The sequence below is a fragment of the Pseudomonas sp. URMO17WK12:I6 genome (assembly GCF_003253625.1).
In the GTDB taxonomy this organism is placed as follows: domain Bacteria; phylum Pseudomonadota; class Gammaproteobacteria; order Pseudomonadales; family Pseudomonadaceae; genus Aquipseudomonas.
Window position 1 is genome coordinate 120,292 of record NZ_QKYZ01000015.1, and the last position, 20,852, is coordinate 141,143.

Below are 20,852 nucleotides of genomic sequence, written 5' to 3' on the forward strand. Positions count from 1 at the left end.
CTCGAACGGTAACGCCGACCTGAGCGAGGCAGGGCGGGGCGCAATAAATGGTCAGGCTCGACTATAACGCGCAGGTCGGTCGACTGTGAACGCAGACGGGTTATTCAGTCTCTGAATGGGGCGTCACTTCGTGACTCATCCCGCATCCGGTTTGGGTCGTTCGTACTGGGCATTGAACGCCTGGATGAAACCGTTGCGTAAAATCTGCAAAAACGCCTCGAACGCGCTGATATTCCGCTGATGCACGTTGCCCTTGAGTTCGACGCGAGTGGCGAATTGGTTTTTCGCCTGGTTCTTCAATACATTCTGGGTGCCGCCGACGAGCGCTTCCCAAATGGAGCGGAAAATCCCTTTGTCTTTGTTCTCCACGTCCTGTTGCCAATTGAACACTTCGACGTCCCGCAACAGTGGCTTGATGTAGCCGGTGAGTTGACCCTTATTGGCTTTGGCCTCGATGACCAGGTCGCCATGGCCGGCATTGAAGTCGAACTTGCCGTAGGCCGACGCGAAGTCGTTCAGGCGTTTGAGTTCAAGGTCCCTGGCGCGCAGGCGGAACTCGAAGTCTTCGAAATTGCTCAGCGGATCGAAGGTTGCCGTTGTTTCCAGCGGTGCATTCCCCGGTAACAGCGCCTTGCCATCGAAACGGGCATCGCGTTTGCCTTTGGTGTCGACTACGTTGGTCAGGTTGTAAATGTTGGCATTGACCTGAGTAGCGCTCAGGTTCACGGGTGGTTTTGAATTGAAGTTGTGAAAGGTGACCCGGCCATCGTTGATCCGCACTTCGTTCAGGGTAATCGGCAGCAATTTTTCCAACTGTGCCCGCCAGTCGGTGCCCTGACCGGTCTGGGAGTTTTTCTTGTTGGCGCCGCCATCGACGAAGTTCACCTCGGGTTTGTCGAACTGTGCCTTGGCCACCACGGCGTGGTCGTACCAGAGCGAGTGCCAGCTGACGGAGAGGTCGATCAATGGCGCGTTGACGAATGGCACCGGGACCTTGCCTTCGACCTTGACGATTTTCAACCCGTTGATTTTGTAGGCGCCACGCCACAGGGCCAGGTCCACGTCGGTAACCTGCCCGCGATAGTCGCCCATGTTGGCCAATCGCTCGTTCAGGTAGTCACGCACGATGTAGGGCAGGGCGATATGCACGGCAACCAGCAACATGAGGAGGCCGGCGAGGGTCAACAGGGGCCAACTGTATCGACGCTTCATGGCGGCAAATCTCTGGCGGTGTAAAGCGGTTGACTGCTATGGCAGCCGGACGTTCGACTGACTGGACGACCACGAGCAACAGGCATACCTTGGAGGGCTAATTCAACGCGGTATAAGGACCCAGCCATGAGCCGTATCTATGCTGACAACGCCCATTCCATCGGCAATACGCCGCTGGTGCAGATCAACCGTATCGCCCCGCGCGGTGTCACCATTCTGGCCAAGATCGAAGGGCGCAACCCTGGATATTCGGTCAAGTGCCGAATCGGCGCGAACATGATCTGGGATGCTGAAAGCAGCGGTAAACTCAAGCCCGGCATGACCATCATCGAACCGACCTCGGGCAATACCGGTATCGGCCTGGCATTCGTTGCCGCCGCCCGTGGTTATCGGTTGATGTTGACCATGCCTGCGTCCATGAGCATCGAACGACGCAAGGTGCTCAAGGCCCTTGGCGCCGAACTGGTGTTGACGGAGCCGGCCAAGGGCATGAAAGGCGCGATCGAGAAAGCTGCCGAAATCCTCGCCAGTGATCCGTCCACCTACTTCATGCCGGGGCAGTTCGAAAACCCGGCCAACCCGGCCATCCACGAAAAAACCACCGGCCCGGAAATCTGGAACGACACCGACGGTGCGGTCGACGTGCTGGTAGCGGGCGTCGGAACGGGTGGAACCATTACCGGGGTTTCGCGGTATATCAAGAATACCCAGGGCAAACCGATTCTCTCGGTGGCGGTGGAGCCAATGGTGTCCCCGGTGATCACCCAGGCGATCGCTGGGGAAGAGATCAAACCGAGCCCCCACAAGATCCAGGGCATCGGCGCTGGTTTTGTGCCCAAGAACCTGGACCTGTCGATGGTCGACCGAGTGGAATTGGTCAGCGACGACGAATCCAAGGCGATGGCCCTGCGCCTGATGCAAGAAGAAGGGATTTTGAGTGGCATCTCTTGCGGCGCCGCCATGGCGGTGGCTGTACGCCTGGCCGAAACCCCGGAAATGCAGGGCAAGACCATCGTGGTGATCCTGCCCGACTCTGGCGAACGCTACCTGTCGAGCATGCTGTTCAGTGACTTGTTTACCGAACAGGAAAATCAGCAATAAGATTTTATGGCTGTTTTGAAGCCGATCAGGGGGTTGATTCAGGTCAGCCCCCGTTCAGGAACCCTATGTTAAGAAGTGCTTTATTGCACAATCCTTAACACTGAATGTTGAGTAATACGGGTTTTTCCCGAGGCCGGTAGTGTTTATCATGGCCGACTGCCACGTCGGGTAAAAGGCGTTGTGCGGAGTTTCCTATTCTCAAGGAGTCGTAGATGAGCTTTTCCTTTGTCGCGAAGGCGTCGGTGTTGCTGCTGTTCCTCGGCAGCACGCTCTATGTGCATTTGCGTGGCAAGGCGCGTTTGCCGGTCCTGCGTCAGTTCGTCAATCACTCGGCCCTGTTCGCGCCCTATAACGCCTTGATGTACCTGTTCTCCGGTGTGCCGTCCAAGCCCTATCTGGACCGCAGCAAGTTCCCGGAGCTCGACGTGCTCAGGGACAACTGGGAAGTTATCCGCGACGAAGCCATGCACCTGTTCGACGAGGGCTACATTCGCGCCGCCGAAAAGAACAACGACGCCGGTTTCGGTTCGTTCTTCAAGAAGGGCTGGAAGCGTTTCTACCTCAAGTGGTACGACAAACCGCTGCCATCGGCTGAATTGCTCTGCCCGAAAACCGTCGAGCTGGTCAGCCGCATCCCCAATGTGAAAGGCGCGATGTTTGCGCTGTTGCCGGGCGGTAGCCACCTCAACCCGCACCGCGACCCGTTCGCCGGTTCCCTGCGTTATCACCTGGGGTTGTCGACGCCGAACTCCGATGATTGCCGCATCTTCGTCGACGGTCAGGTCTACGCCTGGCGTGATGGCGAAGACGTGATGTTCGATGAAACCTACGTGCACTGGGTCAAGAACGAAACCGAGCAAACCCGCGTCATCCTGTTCTGCGACATCGAACGCCCCTTGAGCAACCGCCTGATGACCCGCATCAACCGCTGGATCAGCGGCTGGCTGGGGCGTGCTACTGCGCCGCAGAACCTTGACGATGAGCGCGTTGGCGGGATCAACCAGGCTTATGCCTGGAGCAAGACTTTCAGCGACAAATTCAGCGGTATGGTCAAGCAGTGGAAGCGCCGCAACCCCAAGGCCTATCGCGTGCTGCGACCGGTGCTGGCGGTGGTGGTGTTGACGTTGTTGGGGTATTGGTTGTTCGGTTGAGGCCGACCATGGAATGAAAAAACCGCTCCTTGGGAGCGGTTTTTTTATGCGCGCTTGCTCATGAGCTCCGGGCCTTGTAAGTGATCCGACTTGCCTGCGAAGGCGTTTTATCGGGCAACCACCTCAACCGGCTTCACCACGGCCGGCTTCAACACCAGCCACAACGCCGCCGCAATCAACACTCCGCCATAGAGGTGCGCCATCGACAACGGCTCATCCAGCAACAGTGCGCCCCACAACACCCCGAACGGTGGAATCATGAAGGTCACGGTCATCGACTTCACCGGGCCGATCGAGCTGAGCAAACGGAAGTAAACGATGTAGGCAAACGCGGTGCAGCCCAAGCCCAATCCCAGCAACGACAACCAGACACTCCAGCCGCCCCAGCTTGCCGGTGGCTGGCTGATCACGCTGTAGCCGAACAGCGGCAGCAAAAACAAGGTGGCGCCGAGCATGCTGCCCAGGGCCGACAGGCGACTGTCGAGGCCGCCGGCCTGGTCGAGCCAGCGGCGGGCGAGGAAGCCGGCAAAGCCATAACAGGTGGTAGCCATCAGGCACGCCAGTGCGCCCATCAGCAGTTGCATATCGAACGCCACCGGGCCTGCACGGGTGAGGATGCCGACGCCAAACAGTCCGAGAAACACCCCGCAGACCTTCGCTCCGGTGAGTTTTTCACTGAAGAACAACCCGCCGATCAACACGCCCATCAAGGGCGTGGTGGCGTTGAAAATCGCCGAATAGCCCGCCGGCAGCACTTGCGCGGCCACGGAATAGAGCGTCGCCGGAACCCCGGAGTTGATCACTCCGAGCAGCATCACCGTCTTGAGTTTGCCTTTGAAATCCCAGCTGATACGCAGCAGCCCGACGATCACCAGCAGCCCGACAGCGGCAATCGATACACGGAAAAAGGCAGTGGGGATTGTGCCAATCACTGGGGCGATAATGCGCATGAACAGAAAGCTCGCCCCCCAAATGGCGGCAAGTGACAACAAACGCAGGATATCGACGGGGTTCACAGCACTTTCCTTCCTTGATTGGCGCGCAAGTGTCGCGCCAGTCGGGGTACAAGGCAATGGTTGCGTTGCGTCACACGGGGCCACTAAGCTCAAGCTCCAACGATAAGAACAGCCGCAGAGGTTTCACCATGCCGCAGCAATGGCCAGCCGCCGACATCGCCCGAATGATCCTCGATGGCTTTGACGATTACCGCGAGCATTTCCGTCAGATCACCGACGGTGCCCGAGGCCGCTTCGAGCAAGCCCAGTGGCAGGCGACACAAGTCGCGTCGGCGGCGCGGATCAACCTCTACGAAGAGAAAGTCGGCGAAACGGTCGGGCGCCTGCATCAGTCGTTCGCCGCCGATGTGCTAATGGACGTCAGCAGCTGGCCGTTGGTCAAAAGCGCCTATATCAGCCTGATCGACCTGCGCTTCGACGATGAACTGTCCGAGACCTGGTACAACTCGATTTTCTGTGGGTTGTTCAGCCACGACCTGATCAGCGACGGCTGCATGTTCATCCACACCACGCGGCCAAGCCTGCGCCGCGCCCGGGCGGCGCAAACCCGCACCTACAAGCCCCATGGCCAGTTGTCCGGCATGCTCGCGAGTATTTTTACCGACTATCGCTTCAGCGAGGACTACGCCGATTTGCCCGGCGACCTGCGTCGCCTCGAAGCGCAATTGCGCGAGAACCTGCCGGACTGGGTCTGCAAGGACCCGGAGCTGAGTGTCGAGCTGTTTTCCTCGGTGCTTTACCGCAACAAGGGCGCCTATCTGGTGGGGCGCATCTTCACCCAGGACGATCAATGGCCACTGGTGATTCCGCTGCTGCACCGCGAAGGGCGGGGCATCCAGATCGATGCACTGATCACCGACGAGGCGGAGGTGTCGATCATCTTCTCCTTCACCCGTTCGTACTTCATGGTCGATGTGCCGGTACCGGCGGAGTTCATCGGCTTTCTCAAACGCATCCTGCCAGGCAAACACATCGCCGAGCTGTACACCTCGATCGGCTTCTACAAGCATGGCAAGTCCGAGTTCTACCGGGCGCTGATCAATCATCTGGCTAACACCGACGACCAGTTCATCATGGCCCCCGGCGTGCGCGGGATGGTCATGAGCGTGTTTACGCTGCCGGGCTTCAATACCGTATTCAAAATCATCAAGGACCGCTTCTCACCGTCGAAAAACGTCGACCGTGCCACCGTGATCGAAAAGTATCGCCTGGTAAAAAGCGTCGACCGGGTCGGGCGCATGGCCGACACCCAGGAGTTCGCCGACTTCCGTTTCCCGTTGAGCAAGTTCGAACCGGCATGCCTGGAGGAGTTGCTTGAAGTGGCGCCGTCCACGGTGTCGGTGGAGGGCGATACGGTGCTGATCCGTCACTGCTGGACCGAACGCCGGATGACACCGTTGAACCTTTATCTGGAACACGCCAACGAGGCGCAGGTGCGCGAGGCGCTGGAAGATTATGGCCTGGCGATCAAGCAACTGGCGGCGGCGAACATATTCCCCGGCGACATGCTGTTGAAAAACTTTGGCGTCACCCGTCACGGTCGCGTGGTGTTCTATGACTACGACGAAATTTGCTTCCTGACCGAAGCCAACTTCCGCCACATCCCGCAACCGCGCACGCCGGAAGACGAAATGGCCTCCGAACCGTGGTACTCGATCGGGCCACTGGACGTGTTCCCCGAGGAGTTTCCACCGTTCCTGTTTGCCGATTCCGGGCAGCGAAAGTTGTTCGATCAGTTGCACGGCGAGCTGTACAACGCCGATTACTGGAAGGGGCTGCAGGAAGCGATTCGGGCGGGGAAGGTGATTGATGTGTTTCCGTATCGGCGCAAGGGGCTGGATAACGAATAGCTCGTCTGAGCGAACACACTGTGGCGAGGGAGCTTGCTCCCGCTGGGTTGCGAAGCGACCCCAAAACCATTCATCGCGCAGATTCAGACAGCCGCGATGACAGGTTTACGACTGCTTCGCAGCCGAACGGGAGCAAGCTCCCTCGCCACAAAAGCGCGTCACTCAGCAGCCCAAATCTGCGACAATCCGCCTCCTGCGCCACTAGACGACTTTTGCGTACCTGATGACTGACGAATCGCCTTCCATCGACAAACTGCTGAAAAACCTCGATCACGCCATGCTCGCCGACCGCCACCGGCTGCGGCGGCAGTTGCTTGAGCTGCGCAAGAAACCTGACGAGGCCAAGCTGGCCCAGTGGGTGACGCGCACACAGGCGTCCTGTGATCAGGTGTTGGCGCGGCGCGCCAGCCTGCCGGTGATTCGCTACGACGACAGCCTGCCGATCGCCGCCAAGCGCGACGAAATCAAAGCGGCATTGCTCAAACATCAGGTGCTGATCATTGCCGGCGAAACCGGTTCGGGTAAAACCACCCAGTTGCCGAAGATCTGCCTGGAAATCGGTCGCGGCCAGCACGGCCTGATCGGCCATACCCAGCCGCGTCGAATCGCCGCCCGCAGCGTGGCGAGCCGGGTCGCTGAAGAGTTGGCGACACCGTTGGGTGCGCTGGTGGGCTATCAGGTGCGGTTCGAGGACCAGAGCGATGCCAACACCCTGATCAAACTGATGACCGACGGCATCCTGCTGGCGGAAACCCAGAACGACCGCTACCTCGAGCGCTACGACACGATCATCGTCGACGAAGCCCACGAACGCAGCCTGAACATCGATTTCCTGCTCGGTTACCTGAAAACCCTGCTGCCCCGTCGTCCGGACCTGAAAGTCATCATCACCTCGGCCACCATCGACCTGGAGCGCTTCTCCAAGCACTTCGACGATGCGCCGATTGTCGAAGTCTCCGGCCGCACCTTCCCGGTGGAAACCTGGTATCGCCCGCTGACCCTGGAGCAGGACGAGGAGGGCAACCGTGTCGAGGATGACCTGACCGTGGATCAGGCGATCCTCGCCACCCTCGACGAAATCGCCGCGTTCGAACGCAGTGAGCGCAAGAGCCCCGGCGACGTGCTGGTGTTCCTGCCCGGCGAGCGCGAGATTCGCGACGCGGCGGACATGCTGCGCAAGGCACAGCTCAAGCACACCGAGATTCTGCCGTTGTATGCGCGGTTGTCGCCGGCCGAGCAGCAGCGGATTTTCCAGTCGCATCCGGGGCGTCGAGTGGTTCTGGCGACCAACGTTGCGGAAACCTCTCTGACGGTGCCGGGCATTCGTTACGTGATCGACAGCGGCACCGCGCGCATCAGTCGTTACAGCTACCGCGCCAAGGTCCAGCGTTTGCCGATCGAAGCGATTTCCCAGGCCAGTGCCAACCAGCGTAAAGGTCGCTGCGGGCGGGTCGAGCCGGGTATTTGCGTGCGCTTGTACAGCGAAGAAGATTTCATCGGTCGGCCGGAATTCACCGACCCGGAAATCCTGCGGACCAACCTCGCGGCGGTGATTCTGCAGATGCTCCATCTGCGCCTCGGCGAGATCACTGATTTCCCGTTTATCGAACCGCCGGACGGCAAGGCCATCAGCGACGGTTTCAACCTGCTGCAAGAACTATCGGCGGTGGACCGCAACAGCCAGCTGACCCCGCTCGGCCGGCAACTGGCGCGGCTGCCGGTGGACCCGCGCATGGGCCGAATGCTGCTGGAAGCGGCCAAACTCGGCAGCTTGCAGGAAGTGCTGATTGTCGCCAGCGCCATGTCGATCCAGGACCCGCGCGAGCGTCCGCCGGAGCGTCAGCAAGCCGCCGATCAGGCCCACGCCCAGTGGAAAGACGTGGACTCGGACTTCGCCGGGCTGGTCAATCTGTGGCGGGGTTTTGAAGAACAGCGCCAGGCACTGACGGCCAGTCCGCTGCGTAACTGGTGCCGCAAGAACTTCCTCAATTACCTGCGCCTGCGCGAGTGGCGCGATTCCCATCGCCAGTTGAGCCTGATCTGCCGCGACATGCAGCTGAGCCTCAACAAAGAGCCGGCGGATTACCCGAAGCTGCACAAAGCCGTGCTGTCGGGTTTGCTCAGCCAGATCGGCCAGAAAACCGAAGACGGCGATTACCTCGGCGCCCGTCAGCGACGCTTCTGGATTCACCCGTCGTCGGGACTGGGCAAGAAACGCCCGCAATGGCTGATGACCGCCGAACTGGTGGAAACCACCAAGCTGTACGCGCGGATGGTCGCCAAGATCGACGCCGACTGGATCGAGCCGCTGGCCGGGCACCTGATCAAGAAAAACCACTTCGAACCCCATTGGGAGAAGAGGCGTGGGCAGGTCGTGGCCTTCGAGCAAATCACCCTGTTCGGGCTGATCGTAGTCGGACGCCGGCCGGTGCATTACGGGCCGGTCGACCCGGTGGTGTCCCGCGAATTGTTTATTCGCGAAGCCTTGGTGCGTGGCGAGATTCAATCCAAAGCCAAGTGCCTGACGGCCAACAAGCAACTGCTGGAACAGCTCGACGAACTGGAAGCCAAGGCGCGTCGCCGAGACATTCTGGCCGACGAAGAAACCCTGTTCGCCTTCTACGATGCGCGCTTGCCGGCGGAGATCCACCAGACCGCGACCTTCGACAGTTGGTACCGGATCAACAGCCAGAAAGACCCGCAGCTGCTGATCATGCGCGAAGAGGACGTGCTGGCCCGCGAAGCCAGTGAAGTCACCGCCGCGCATTACCCCGACACCCTGCACATCGGCGACCTGGAACTGGCGCTGAGTTATCACTTCGAGCCCAACCATCCGCGTGACGGCGTGACCTTGCGCGTGCCCGCACCGCTGTTGCCGATGCTGCCGCCGGAACGCCTGGAATGGCTGGTGCCAGGCGTGATCGAGGCCAAGTGCATTGCGCTGGTGCGCAACCTGCCCAAGGCCCTGCGCAAGAATTTCGTGCCGGTGCCGGATTTCGTCAAAGCCGCGATGCAGCGCATGACTTTCGGCGAGGGCTCATTGCCTCTGGCGCTGGGCCGCGAGTTATTGCGCATGACCGGCGCACGGGTCAGCGATGAGGCCTGGGCCGAAGCGTCGCAGCAGGTCGAAAGCCATTTGCGGATGAACCTGGAAATCGTCGACGGCCAGGGCAAGTTCCTTGGCGAAGGGCGTGATCTGGCGGAGTTGACCGCACGCTTTGCCGAGGCCAGCCAGGCCGCCTTGGCCGTGCCGCAAACCGCGAAAAGCCAGCAACCGGTGGAGGCGAAAGTCTTTGCCGCCGTCGCCGAGAAAACCCAACAGAAGATCGCCGGGCTGTCGATGACGGTGTATCCGGCGCTGGTGGAAGAGGCCGGGACGGTCAAGGAAGGACGTTTCTCGACCCCGGCCGAAGCCGAGTTCCAGCATCGCCGGGCCTTGCAGCGCTTGCTGATGCAACAACTGGCGGAGCCGGCGAAGTTCTTGCGCGGCAAGTTGCCGGGGCTGACCGAGTTGGGCCTGATGTACCGCGAGCTGGGGCGCATCGACAGCCTGGTGGAAGACATTCTGCTGGCCAGTCTGGACAGTTGCATCCTCGACGGCGAAGACCCGTTGCCACGCGATGGTGCCGCACTGGCGTCCCTGGCCGAACGTAAACGCGGTGCCTGGACCGAGCACGCCGAGCGTCTGGCCAGGCTGACCCTGGAGATTCTCAAGCACTGGCACGGCCTGCAAAAACGCTTCAAGGGCAAGATCGACCTGGCGCAAGCCGTGGCCTTGAACGACATCAAGCAGCAGCTCAGCCATCTGGTGTACCCGGGGTTCGTGCGGGAAACGCCGATGCCGTGGCTCAAGGAACTGCCGCGTTACCTGAAAGCAGTCGAGCAGCGTTTCGAGAAACTCGGTGCTCAGGTGCAGAAGGACCGGGTCTGGAGCGGAGAATTGTCTGGCCTCTGGACCCAATACCAGACCCGCGCCAACAAACACGCCCAGGAAGGCAAGCGCGATCCGCAGCTGGAACTTTATCGCTGGTGGCTGGAGGAATACCGGGTTTCGCTGTTCGCACAGCAACTGGGAACCAAGGTGCCGATCTCCGACAAGCGCTTGAGCAAGCAATGGACACAAGTCGAGCCCTGAACCCTGTGGGAGCGGGTATGAGTTCGACTCAGCAAAAGGCGCCAAAAGCCAGCGTTTATGGCAAACTTCGCGCCTATAAACGCCGGCCCCGCGGTTTTCAGCCTCCACGGGCCCAGGCGGATCGGAATAAAGCGATGCCAGGTTTGCGTCCGGAACCTGGAATAGACCCTTTGTGTGTTGGTACGTCGGTGCCAGCGCTTTCTGCCTGAACGGATTAGAGAAACGACCATGCATAACGTCGTCATCAGCGGCACCGGCTTGTACACCCCGGCCAACAGCATCTCCAACGAAGAGCTGGTGCAGTCTTTCAACGCTTACGTCGCGCAGTTCAACGCCGACAACGCCGAGGCCATTGAGCGCGGCGAAATCCAGGCATTGACCGAATCCAGCGCAGCGTTTATCGAAAAAGCCTCCGGCATCAAAAGCCGCTTTGTCATGGACAAAGAGGGTATCCTCGACCCGCAACGCATGACGCCACGTTTGCCCGAGCGCTCCAACGACGAGTGGTCGGTGCTGTGCCAGATGGCCATTGGCGCGGCCGAGCAAGCCTTGCAGCGTGCCGGCAAGACCGCCGCTGACATCGACGGTGTGATCGTCGCCTGCTCCAACCTGCAACGCGCCTACCCGGCCATCGCCATCGAAGTTCAGGAAGCGCTGGGTATCCAGGGTTTCGGTTACGACATGAACGTGGCGTGCTCCTCGGCAACCTTCGGTATCCAGGCCGCCGCCAACAGTGTGCAACTGGGCCAGGCCCGGGCGATCCTGATGGTTAACCCGGAAGTCTGCACCGGTCACCTGAATTTCCGTGACCGCGACAGCCACTTCATCTTCGGCGACGCCGCCACTGCGGTGATCATCGAGCGCGCCGATCTGGCGACCTCCAAGTACCAGTTCGACGTGGTCAGCACCAAACTGCTGACCAAGTTCTCCAACAACATCCGCAACAACTTCGGCTTCCTCAACCGCGCCGCGGAAGAGGGCATCGGTGCCCCCGACAAGCTGTTCGTCCAGGAAGGCCGCAAGGTGTTCCGCGATGTCTGCCCGATGGTTGCCGAGCTGATCGCCACGCACCTGGAAGAAAACCAGCTCAACGTCAGTGACGTGAAGCGTTTCTGGCTGCACCAGGCCAACCTCAGCATGAACCACCTGATCGTCAAGAAGCTGCTGGGCCGCGAAGCCACTGAAGCAGAAGCCCCGGTGATTCTCGACACCTACGCCAACACCAGCTCCGCCGGTTCGGTGATTTCGTTCCACAAGAATCAGGACGATCTGGTCAGCGGTTCACTGGCCGTACTCAGCTCGTTCGGCGCTGGTTACTCGATTGGCAGCGTGATTCTGCGCAAACGTTGATCGAAGGGGTTGTTGTTCTTTCCTCTGGCTTGTGATGACTTTTCCTACATTCGAAATAGTCGGAAGGCTGTAATTTTCGGAAATTCCAGCAGGACGATGCCTACAAGCGAAGTCCTGCTGTTTTCATTTTCGAGGTCAGAACAAGGGGGTTGTTAATGGCGGCTGACGACGCGCAACTGCTTGAGCGCTTGCTGGCAGGTGAACAAAAGGCTTTCAAAGAGTTGGTCAGCACCTATCAGAACGCCATGCGTGCGGTGGCCTACGCTATTGTGGGCAACCGGCATGCCGACGAAATCGTTCAGGATGCCTGGCTATCGGTTGTGCGTAACCTGAGCGGATTCGAGGGACGTTCGAGCCTCAAGACCTGGCTGCTGACCATCACCGCCAACTCGGCCAAGAGCCGCTACAAGCAAAACCGCCGGGAAGTGTTGCTCGATGACCTGCCGTCGCCCCATGGCACGATCGATGATGATCGTTTTTCATCGAGCGATGGTCATTGGCTGGTGGCGCCGTTTGCCTGGCATCAGGACACGCCAGAGGCACTGTTGACTGAAAACGAACTGCGCGAATGCCTGGAGCACACGCTGCTCAGCCTGTCGGAACTGCAAAGCAGTGTTTTACTGTTGCGCGAGCGACAGGGGCTGGAGTTGGAGGAGATCTGTAATCTTCTGGAAATCTCGCTCTCCAATGTTCGTGTGCTGCTGCATCGGGCACGGTTGAAGGTCTTTGCGACCGTAGAACATTTTGAGGAAACCGGCGAATGCTGACCTGTAAGGAACAAGTGGCGCGCTCCAGTGATTATCTCGATGGCCAGTTGAGTTTTCGCGAGCGTCTGATGATGCGGCATCACTTGATGTTTTGCCCCAATTGTCGGCGATTCATTCGGCAGATGCGGTTGATGCAGGCGACCTTGCGGGTGATGCCGCAGAAGCCGGTCGAGGATGTGGAGGCGCTGGCCGAGCGGCTGGCGGCGCAGCGGCGTAAAGATCGTTCCTGAAGGAAAGCACAGGCCGGCGCGGGTGAAACGAACGGATGATGGGGGTCGTTGCCCCGCGCCAGACTGTTGAACCTCTTCAAACGACACGACCGTATGTAAACCGCATCGTTTGAAGTGTGTGGCTTCGCAGCTTAGAACTTCGCTTCCGCGTCCAGTTGCAGCGTGTTGGTGTTGGCATCACGCTGGGTACGGCTGGAGAAGTCGGCTTTAGTCAGGAAGTAAGTGGCACCGAGGGCGAAATTCTTGTCGATGTCGTAACCGACTTTGAACTTGTGACCGCGAGAACCGGTGGTGCCGTTGGCGAAGTCCGAGTCGGTGAAGGCGCCGACCACGGCGTTACGCTGCACGTCGCGGTAGTTGTAGTCGAGGTTGAAACCGAAGACTTTCGATTTGGCACCGACTAGCCAGGCAGTGTCCTGATCGGTCACGGCATCGTTGTTCTTCACGTATTGGCCGTAGAACGACAGCGGCATCGGCAGGCCGCCGATATCGATCTGGCTGAAGCCTTCGTACAGGCGGAACTCGTTGTTGGCCGAGTTGCCGTTGACGGCCAGGGCGCACGGTGTGGAGGTGCCGGTGCAACGGCTGTCTTCGTCGTTCTGGTAGGCATAGACGCTGCCGCCGACGGTCAGTTTCAGGTTGTCGGTGATGGCGAAACGGCTGCCCAACTGGCCGGCGGTCAGACGCAGGTCGTGACGAAATTGCACGCCTTCTCCGTCGACGTTGTCCTTGAGGTTGTAGTTGCCCAGGCTACCGAACAGTTCGGCACTGCTGCCCAGCGGGTATTTGTAGGTCACTGCCAGACCTTCCGGGTTGATATCACTGTCCCAGATCACATCACCCATGCTGACCCACGGTTGCAGCATCTTGCCGCCGATCACATGCAGGTTTTTGATGGCGTCCGGGTGATAGTCGATGTAGCCCAGATCCAGCCAGATCTGCTTCTTGTCGAAGTAGTTGTCCATGTCCTGGTTGGTCGAGCGAGCATCGTCACCGCCGCCGGTGGCAATGCGGATGCCGGTGTCCACTTGCGGGTTGATTTCGCTGTAGGCACCCAGACGGGCGCGGATGCGTTGACGATCCTTGTCACGGCCACCGTTGTTGGGTTCGCCGTCGATCTTGACCGTTTCCTGGCGTACGCGAACGTCGCCCTTGAACTGGGTCTTGGCGGCCCAGGCCAGCTTCTGGTCGAAGGCGCTCAACTCGTTGGCTTTCTTCGCGGCGACTGCTATCTGTTCGTTGGTCTCTTGCTGCGCCTGCTGCGCGATTTGCTGGGCCTTCTGATCCTTGGCCAGTTCGGCTTGCAGTTCAACGTACTGCGCCTGGGAAATAGAACCGTTAGCCTTGAGCATGTCGAGCAGTTTGGCGTCGACTGCGGCACTGGCCGGAACACTCATGGCCAGCAGCAGGCCACCACACAAGGCCGCCGCAGTTTTCGTGGAAGCAAGACGCATAGCAATCTCCGAAGATGAGAGGGATGGCTGAACCATCCTGGACACAACCGACAGTTGAAGGTCGGAAAACAGTGGCCGGGTAGAACCCGACGCTCTAAAAACAGGCGCCAGTATCGCGATGGTTTATGACAGGTCAGTGGCGAAGTGATGGCAGGTCGATGACGATACAAACGTTTCCGAAATGCCCGATTCAGAGCCTTGTATCGGATTGACGCGTGTGGATCGCCCTGCGATCGGCGATACTCGCGGAGCTGTCACGCCAAGATGTGGAGAGGAAAATGCCGCTGCAACGTCTGCATACACTGTCGCAAATCGCAGCCCGTACCTGGGATGCCCTGGTGCCGGAGAATCAGCCGTTTCTGCGCCACGCGTTCCTCGGTTCACTGGAAGACAGCGGCAGCCTGGGCCCGCATTCCGGCTGGCAGCCCGAGCATCTGCTGCATGTCGAAGGCGAGCGCCTGATCGCCGCGCTGCCCAGTTACCGTAAATGGCACTCCTACGGCGAATACGTGTTCGACCATGCCTGGGCCGATGCCTGTGAGCGTGCGGGCATCGACTACTACCCCAAACTGTTGACGGCGGTGCCGTTCAGTCCGGTCAGCGGGCCGCGATTGCTGGCTGCGACGATCGAGGACGGTTTCGAACTCTTGCAGAGCCTGCCGGGTTATCTGGAGATAGAAAAACTTTCCAGCGCCCACATCAATTTCACCGATCCGTTCACCGACGCTGCATTGGCCGAACAGCCAGGCTGGTTGCAGCGCATTGGCTGTCAGTACCACTGGCAGAATCGTGGTTATCGGGATTTTCAGGACTTCCTCGACGCCCTCAGTTCGCGTAAGCGCAAGCAAATGCGCAAGGAGCGTGAGCAAGTGGCGGGGCAGGGCATCGACTTCGAATGGCTGGAAGGCCGGCAGCTGACCCAGGCGCAGTGGGACTTTGTGTACGCCTGCTACGCCAATACCTACGCGGTGCGTCGGCAGACGCCTTACCTGACGCGGGAATTTTTCAGTCTGCTGGCCGAGCGCATGCCGGAGTCGATTCGCGTGGTGCTGGCCAAACAAGGTTCACGGCCGGTGGCCATGGCCTTCAGCCTGGTCGGCGGCGACAGCTTTTATGGCCGTTACTGGGGTTGCCTGGCGGAGTTCGATCGCCTGCACTTCGAGACCTGTTTCTATCAGGGTATGGATTACGCCATTGCCAACGGCTTTCAGCGTTTCGACGCCGGCGCCCAGGGCGAACACAAACTGATTCGCGGCTTTGAACCGGTGATCACCCATTCCTGGCATTACCTGCGCCATCCGGGCTTGAAGTCGGCGGTGAAAGACTTCCTCGAACGCGAACGCGTCGGGGTGCTGGGGTATGCAGAAGAGGCGAAGACCGCCTTGCCTTACCGACAAGGTTGATCTTCGCCGTTGATTGCAGGCTCAGTCGCGCAGATTAACTGTCTTCTTTGCCCAGCCAGCGGTACATCACACCACCGATGACCGCCCCCAGAATCGGCGCGAGCCAGAATAGCCATAGCTGTTGAATCGCCCAGCCCCCGACAATAAGCGCCGGTCCGGTACTGCGGGCCGGGTTGACCGAGGTGTTGGTGACCGGAATCGAGATCAGATGGATCAGGGTCAGCGCCAGGCCGATGGCGATGGGCGCCAGCCCGGCCGGGGCGCGTTTATCGGTGGCGCCGAGAATGATCAGGATGAACATGGCGGTCATCACCAGTTCACTGACAAACCCCGCCGCCATCGAGTAGCCGCCTGGCGAGTGTTCGCCATAGCCATTGGACGCCAGGCCGCTGGCCAGTTCGAAGCCGGGTTTGCCACTGGCGATGAAGTACAGCAAGGCCGCTGCGATGATCCCGCCAATCACCTGGGCGATGATGTAGGCGGGCAGTTCTTTGGCAGGGAAGCGTCCGCCGACGACCAGTCCGACTGAAACCGCAGGGTTGAGATGACAACCCGAGATGTGGCCGATGGCGAAGGCCATCGTCAGTACCGTCAAACCGAATGCCAGGGACACCCCCAGTAAACCGATCCCCACGTTTGGAAACGCTGCCGCCAGGACCGCACTGCCGCACCCTCCCAATACCAGCCAGAACGTACCTACCAATTCTGTAGCCGAACGTTTGAACAAAGACATAGCGAGTTTCCCTATCGAGATAACACTGTCGTTGTGCATCCAGCAGATGGACTACGGAACCTCCAGTACCTTGGCTGAGTACAGCAGGATTTTTACGGAATTCCAGTGACCATAAAAAACCGCCAGAGCCCGTGGTTAGCGGGCTCTGGCGGTTTCTGGTGTTCTTCTGTGTGGCTGATGGCGCCAAGATCGCGGCTCAATCGATCCCGACAAACCCGCCGGTCTGGTGTTGCCATAACCGTGCATACAAACCGCCATGGGCCAGCAGTTCGGCGTGGCTGCCGGTTTCGGCGATCTTGCCGTTTTCCAGCACCACCAACCGGTCCATCCGGGCAATGGTCGAGAGACGGTGAGCGATGGCGATCACGGTTTTGCCCTGCATCAGGGTTTCGAGGCTTTCCTGGATTGCTGCTTCGACTTCCGAGTCCAGTGCCGAGGTCGCTTCGTCCATGATCAGGATCGGCGCGTCCTTGAGCAGCACCCGGGCGATGGCAATCCGCTGACGCTGGCCACCGGAGAGTTTCACCCCGCGCTCACCGACATGGGCATCGAATCCGGTGCGGCCTTCGGAGTCCGACAGCAGCGGGATGAACTCGTCGGCACGGGCCTTGCGCACCGCTTCCCAGAGTTCGGCGTCGGTGGCGTCGGGTTTGCCATACAGCAAATTGTCGCGGATCGAGCGGTGCAGCAGTGAGGTGTCCTGGGTGATCATGCCGATGCGTTCGCGCAGGCTTTCCTGCCCGACTTCGGCGATGTTCTGGCCGTCGATGAGGATCCGCCCGCCCTGCACGTCATACAGGCGCAGCAGCAGGTTGACCAACGTCGATTTGCCGGCGCCGGAGGGGCCGATCAGGCCGATTTTTTCGCCGGGCTTAATGGTCAGGTTGAGGCCGCCGATGATCCCGCTCTTCTTGCCGTAGTGGAAATCGACGTGTTCGAAACGCACCTCGCCACGGGCCACTGCCAAGGGTTTTGCCTGTTCGCGGTCGGTGACGCTGACCGGTTGGGCGATGGTCTGCAAACCGTCCTGGACCATGCCGATGTTTTCAAAAATGCCGTTGACCACCCACATGATCCAGCCGGACATGTTGACGATGCGGATCACCAGCCCGGTGGCCAAGGCAATCGCGCCCACGCTGATCAGTGACTGCGTCCACAGCCACAGGGCCAGCCCGGTGGTGCCGACGATCAAGAGGCCGTTCATGCTGGTGATGACCACGTCCATGCTGGTGACCACACGGCCGGCCAGTTGGGCTTTTTCGGTCTGTTCCGCAATGGCTTCGCGGGCGTACTGCTGTTCGAAGTTGGTGTGGGCGAACAGCTTGAGGGTAGTGATGTTGGTGTAGCCGTCGACGATCCGCCCCATGAGTTTGGAGCGCGCATCGGAGGACACCACCGAACGCTCTTTCACCCGCGGCACGAAGTAGTAGAGCGCGCCGATGTAGGCGGCGATCCAGATCAGCAGCGGGATCATCAGTCGCCAGTCGGCTTCGGCGAACAGCACCAGCGAGCTGATCGCATAGATCAGCACGTGCCACAGCGCATCCACCGCTTGCACGGCAGAATCGCGCAGGGAGTTGCCGGTTTGCATTATGCGTTGGGCGATACGCCCGGCGAAGTCGTTCTGGAAGAAATTCAGGCTCTGTTTGAGCACGTAACTGTGGTTCTGCCAGCGGATCAGGCTGGTCATGCCCGGACTCAAGGTCTGGTGCACCAGCATGTCATGCAGGGCGAGGAACAAGGGGCGCAGGATCAGCGCCACCGCCGCCATCCAGGCCAATTCCACGCCGTGGACCTTGAAGAAGTCGACGTTGGATGTGCTCTGGGTCAGGTCGATGATGCGACTCAGGTAGCTGAACAGCGCCACTTCGATCAGCGCGCCGAACAGGCCGACGACCAACAAAACGGCGAAGATTGGCCAGACCTGCTTGAGGTAGTAGGTATAGAAGGAGAGAACCCGACTCGGTGGAGCCGCCGTCGGGGCGTCGCGGAAAATGTCGATCAGTTTTTCGAAACGGCGATAAAGCATCGGTTCTCCGCCCGTGTACGGGCTCTCCTTTAAACGATATGAGCGGCGCCGGATATCGACCGGCCACCGCTCAAGACTGCCGGTGTACTCAGTCGATGCGCTTGGCCGACTTGATCAGCACCGGGTCGACAGGCACGTTCTGCATGCCTTGTTTGGTGGTGGTCTGAGAGTTGACGATGATGTCCACCACGTCCATGCCCTTGACCACTTTGGCGAAGACGGCGTAACCGGCGTCGCGACCCGGATCGAGGAAGGCGTTATCGGCCACGTTGATGAAGAACTGGCTGGTGGCCGAATCCGGGTTTGAAGTACGCGCCATCGACAGCGTGCCACGCACGTTATGCAGGCCGTTGCTGGCTTCGTTTTTGATCGGTGCCTTGGTTTCCTTCTGTTGCATCTGTGCAGTGAAACCACCGCCCTGAGCCATGAAACCTGGAATCACACGGTGAAAAATCGTGTTGTTGTAGAAGCCACTGTCGACGTACTCAAGGAAGTTCTTGGTACTGATCGGCGCCTTGACCGGGTCCAGTTCGATTTCGATCTGGCCGTTGGTGGTCTCCAGCAGCACGTGGGGTGCCTTGGCCGGCGTAGCGGCCATCAGGTTGGCGGCAAACAGAACGGAGCCGGCGACGAGGGCGATTTTTTTCAGCATGGGTCAGTGATCCTGAGTGGTGGTGTCGACTGCGGTGAGAAACTCGAGCAGCGTTTGGTTGAAGCGTTCGGGTTGATCCAGCGGGGTGGCGTGGCGCGAATCGGCGATCACCACCAGCCGCGCATCGGGCAGCAGTTTTACATAGGTTTCTTTCAGCGCGACCGGGGTGTAGTCACGGTCGGCGCTGACGACGAGGGTTGGACACGAAACCCTGGAAAGTCGTTCCTGAACCCCCCAGCCAACGATGGCATCGAAGCTGGCGAGATAAGCATGTTTGTCGTTTTTTGCCCAGCGCGCCGCTATTTTTTGTCGTAACGAAGCTTGTTCCGGCTTGGGAAACAGTTTGGCGCCCAGGGCCTTGCCGATGGTGCCCATGCTCAGCACGCGCATCAGGCTCCAGCGTTTGAACCACTGCCAATAATCGTTGCGGCTGCGCCGTTTGACCTCGGGCGCGCTGTTGACGATGCACAGGCTCTTGAGCAGTTGCGGCTGGTCCACCGCCAGTTGAAAAGCGATCATGCCACCCATCGAAAGCCCCACAAGATGTGCAGGGCCAAGGTTCAAGTGTTCGATCAGCGCGATCAGGTCGGCGCTGAACCCGGCGATGCTGTAGCGCTCGCGGGGTTTGTCGGAGCGCCCGTGGCCGCGCACATCCGGCACGATCACCCGATGGTGGGCGGCGAGCGCCGGGATCTGCATTTCCCAGTCCTGGGTGCTGGAGCCCAACCCGTGAACCAGCAGCAACGGAGTGCCGTGGCCATATTCCTCATAGTGCAGGTTGCAACCTTCATGTTCGAAATAGGCCATGGGTACACTCCGTGTCAGGCTTGTTCGGGTGCGGCGAAGGGCGCATCCAGCGGCGCGGTGTCAAAGGTGCGCAGCAGTTCGATGAGAATCTGCGTGGCCGGGCCTAAGGGTTTGTCCTTGTTCGAATACAGATAGAAACTCGGGTTGCGGCTTCCGCCCTGATCCAACGGTAGCACTTTGAGCGTGCCTTCTTTGAGTTCGCGCTCGATCATGTGCCGGGGTAGCCAGGCGAAGCCCAGACCGCTGCTGACGAAGGTCGCGGCAGTGGCCAGGCTGCCGACGGTCCAGCGCTGTTCGGCACCGAGCCAGCCGACATCTCGCGGTTGCTGACGGCCGGAGTCGCGGATCACCACTTGCATCTGGCTTTCCAGGTCCTGGAAGCTCAGCTCGCGATTCAGACGATGCAGGGCATGTTCGGGGTGGGCGACCGCGATGAATTCGACATCGCTCAGCTCCGCGCCCAGGTAGCCGGGAATACTGAAACTGGTAATGGCCAGATCGGCCACGCCTTCGAGCAATACTTCTTCCACCCCCGATAACACTTCTTCACGCAGCCGCACCCGGCAACCGCGACTTTGCGGCATGAACGCGGTCAAGGCGCGGACGAGGCGGGCGCTCGGGTACGCGGCGTCGACCACCAGCCGTACTTCCGCTTCCCAGCCTTGTTCCATGTGGTGGGCCAGGTCTTCAAGTTGGCTGGCCTGTTTCACCAGTTGCCGGGAGCGGCGCAGCAGCACGCCGCCGGCCTCGGTGAGCACCGCTTTGCGGCCATCGATGCGCAACAGCGGTACGCCGAGTTGGTCCTGCATGCGCGCTACGGTGTAGCTGACCGACGATTGCGAACGGTGCAGCACTTCGGCGGCCTGGGCGAAACCGCCGTGATCGACCACGGCCTGCAACGTTCGCCATTGATCAAGGGTCACGCGGGGCGCTTTCATGTTGAGCTCCTCTTGTCCTAAGCT

The 20,852-nt window shown here is 59.9% G+C and carries 16 protein-coding genes; 8 read left to right on the top strand and 8 right to left on the bottom strand.

The window, feature by feature from the left end; all coding sequences use genetic code 11:
- Positions 1-135: 135 nt before the first annotated feature.
- Complete coding sequence (locus F475_RS23925) at positions 136-1,212, bottom strand: DUF748 domain-containing protein (RefSeq protein ID WP_111454871.1); 1,077 nt, start codon at positions 1,210-1,212, stop codon at positions 136-138.
- Between the two features lie 126 nt (positions 1,213-1,338).
- Here F475_RS23925 and cysK point away from each other — a divergent pair, with 126 nt between their 5' ends.
- Both cysK and F475_RS23935 read left to right on the top strand, forming a co-directional pair.
- Positions 1,339-2,313, top strand: a complete 975-nt coding sequence (gene cysK, locus F475_RS23930; protein WP_018926743.1) for a cysteine synthase A — start codon at positions 1,339-1,341, stop codon at positions 2,311-2,313.
- 212 nt (positions 2,314-2,525) lie between these two features.
- Positions 2,526-3,464, top strand: coding sequence for an aspartyl/asparaginyl beta-hydroxylase domain-containing protein (locus F475_RS23935; RefSeq protein WP_018926742.1), 939 nt, complete (start codon positions 2,526-2,528; stop codon positions 3,462-3,464).
- A gap of 107 nt (positions 3,465-3,571) precedes the next feature.
- Here the strand turns inward: F475_RS23935 and F475_RS23940 are convergent, their stop codons facing one another.
- Positions 3,572-4,480, bottom strand: coding sequence for a DMT family transporter (locus tag F475_RS23940; RefSeq protein ID WP_018926741.1), 909 nt, complete (start codon positions 4,478-4,480; stop codon positions 3,572-3,574).
- A 128-nt stretch (positions 4,481-4,608) separates the two neighbouring features.
- Between F475_RS23940 and aceK the strand changes: the two genes are divergently transcribed.
- From aceK to F475_RS23965, 5 genes are all read left to right on the top strand, one after another.
- Positions 4,609-6,330 carry a bifunctional isocitrate dehydrogenase kinase/phosphatase gene (gene aceK, locus F475_RS23945; protein ID WP_086944851.1) on the top strand — a complete coding sequence of 574 codons (1,722 nt, stop codon included), beginning with the start codon at positions 4,609-4,611 and terminating at the stop codon, positions 6,328-6,330.
- Positions 6,331-6,553: 223 nt separating this feature from the next.
- Positions 6,554-10,465, top strand: coding sequence for an ATP-dependent RNA helicase HrpA (hrpA, locus tag F475_RS23950; RefSeq protein ID WP_018926739.1), 3,912 nt, complete (start codon positions 6,554-6,556; stop codon positions 10,463-10,465).
- A 228-nt stretch (positions 10,466-10,693) separates the two neighbouring features.
- The gene (locus F475_RS23955; RefSeq protein WP_018926738.1) at positions 10,694-11,815 is read left to right on the top strand and encodes a beta-ketoacyl-ACP synthase III; all 1,122 of its coding nucleotides are present in this window, start codon (positions 10,694-10,696) and stop codon (positions 11,813-11,815) included.
- 155 nt (positions 11,816-11,970) lie between these two features.
- Complete coding sequence (locus F475_RS23960; RefSeq protein ID WP_096479682.1) at positions 11,971-12,582, top strand: RNA polymerase sigma factor; 612 nt, start codon at positions 11,971-11,973, stop codon at positions 12,580-12,582.
- Positions 12,576-12,812: an anti-sigma factor gene (locus tag F475_RS23965; protein ID WP_007934080.1), complete on the top strand. Its 237-nt coding sequence runs from the start codon at positions 12,576-12,578 to the stop codon at positions 12,810-12,812. Before F475_RS23960 ends, F475_RS23965 begins: the two co-directional genes overlap by 7 nt.
- Positions 12,813-12,943: 131 nt before the next feature.
- On the opposite strand, the gene F475_RS23970 is transcribed toward F475_RS23965, so the two are convergent.
- On the bottom strand, positions 12,944-14,266 hold the full coding sequence (locus tag F475_RS23970) for a putative porin (protein ID WP_018926736.1): 1,323 nt from the start codon (positions 14,264-14,266) through the stop codon (positions 12,944-12,946).
- Between the two features lie 278 nt (positions 14,267-14,544).
- On the opposite strand from F475_RS23970, the gene F475_RS23975 reads away from it, so the two are divergent.
- A complete protein-coding gene (locus F475_RS23975; protein WP_019648024.1) occupies positions 14,545-15,669 on the top strand; it encodes a GNAT family N-acetyltransferase in 1,125 nt (374 codons plus the stop codon).
- Between the two features lie 34 nt (positions 15,670-15,703).
- Here the strand turns inward: F475_RS23975 and aqpZ are convergent, their stop codons facing one another.
- From aqpZ to F475_RS24000, 5 genes are all read right to left on the bottom strand, one after another.
- Positions 15,704-16,402, bottom strand: coding sequence for an aquaporin Z (aqpZ, locus tag F475_RS23980; protein WP_018926734.1), 699 nt, complete (start codon positions 16,400-16,402; stop codon positions 15,704-15,706).
- A gap of 196 nt (positions 16,403-16,598) precedes the next feature.
- A complete protein-coding gene (locus F475_RS23985; RefSeq protein WP_018926733.1) occupies positions 16,599-18,431 on the bottom strand; it encodes an ABC transporter ATP-binding protein in 1,833 nt (610 codons plus the stop codon).
- 88 nt (positions 18,432-18,519) lie between these two features.
- Entirely contained in the window at positions 18,520-19,083 is a 564-nt protein-coding gene (locus tag F475_RS23990) for a peptidylprolyl isomerase A (protein ID WP_007934039.1), read from the bottom strand.
- Positions 19,084-19,086: 3 nt separating this feature from the next.
- Positions 19,087-19,890, bottom strand: coding sequence for an alpha/beta fold hydrolase (locus F475_RS23995; RefSeq protein WP_064619649.1), 804 nt, complete (start codon positions 19,888-19,890; stop codon positions 19,087-19,089).
- Between the two features lie 14 nt (positions 19,891-19,904).
- Positions 19,905-20,828, bottom strand: a complete 924-nt coding sequence (locus F475_RS24000) for a LysR family transcriptional regulator (RefSeq protein ID WP_018926731.1) — start codon at positions 20,826-20,828, stop codon at positions 19,905-19,907.
- Positions 20,829-20,852: the final 24 nt, after the last annotated feature.

Excerpts from the sequence above, each read along its gene's own strand:
- aqpZ (WP_018926734.1), bottom strand. The coding sequence starts at position 16,402 with ATGTCTTTGTTCAAACGTTCGGCTACAGAATTGGTAGGTACGTTCTGG.
- cysK (WP_018926743.1), top strand. The coding sequence starts at position 1,339 with ATGAGCCGTATCTATGCTGACAACGCCCATTCCATCGGCAATACGCCG.
- F475_RS23955 (WP_018926738.1), top strand. The coding sequence starts at position 10,694 with ATGCATAACGTCGTCATCAGCGGCACCGGCTTGTACACCCCGGCCAAC.
- F475_RS23970 (WP_018926736.1), bottom strand. The coding sequence starts at position 14,266 with ATGCGTCTTGCTTCCACGAAAACTGCGGCGGCCTTGTGTGGTGGCCTG.
- F475_RS23985 (WP_018926733.1), bottom strand. The coding sequence starts at position 18,431 with ATGCTTTATCGCCGTTTCGAAAAACTGATCGACATTTTCCGCGACGCC.
- F475_RS23975 (WP_019648024.1), top strand. The coding sequence starts at position 14,545 with ATGCCGCTGCAACGTCTGCATACACTGTCGCAAATCGCAGCCCGTACC.
- F475_RS23925 (WP_111454871.1), bottom strand. The coding sequence starts at position 1,212 with ATGAAGCGTCGATACAGTTGGCCCCTGTTGACCCTCGCCGGCCTCCTC.
- F475_RS24000 (WP_018926731.1), bottom strand. The coding sequence starts at position 20,828 with ATGAAAGCGCCCCGCGTGACCCTTGATCAATGGCGAACGTTGCAGGCC.
- F475_RS23995 (WP_064619649.1), bottom strand. The coding sequence starts at position 19,890 with ATGGCCTATTTCGAACATGAAGGTTGCAACCTGCACTATGAGGAATAT.
- F475_RS23965 (WP_007934080.1), top strand. The coding sequence starts at position 12,576 with ATGCTGACCTGTAAGGAACAAGTGGCGCGCTCCAGTGATTATCTCGAT.
- F475_RS23935 (WP_018926742.1), top strand. The coding sequence starts at position 2,526 with ATGAGCTTTTCCTTTGTCGCGAAGGCGTCGGTGTTGCTGCTGTTCCTC.
- hrpA (WP_018926739.1), top strand. The coding sequence starts at position 6,554 with ATGACTGACGAATCGCCTTCCATCGACAAACTGCTGAAAAACCTCGAT.
- F475_RS23960 (WP_096479682.1), top strand. The coding sequence starts at position 11,971 with ATGGCGGCTGACGACGCGCAACTGCTTGAGCGCTTGCTGGCAGGTGAA.
- aceK (WP_086944851.1), top strand. The coding sequence starts at position 4,609 with ATGCCGCAGCAATGGCCAGCCGCCGACATCGCCCGAATGATCCTCGAT.
- F475_RS23990 (WP_007934039.1), bottom strand. The coding sequence starts at position 19,083 with ATGCTGAAAAAAATCGCCCTCGTCGCCGGCTCCGTTCTGTTTGCCGCC.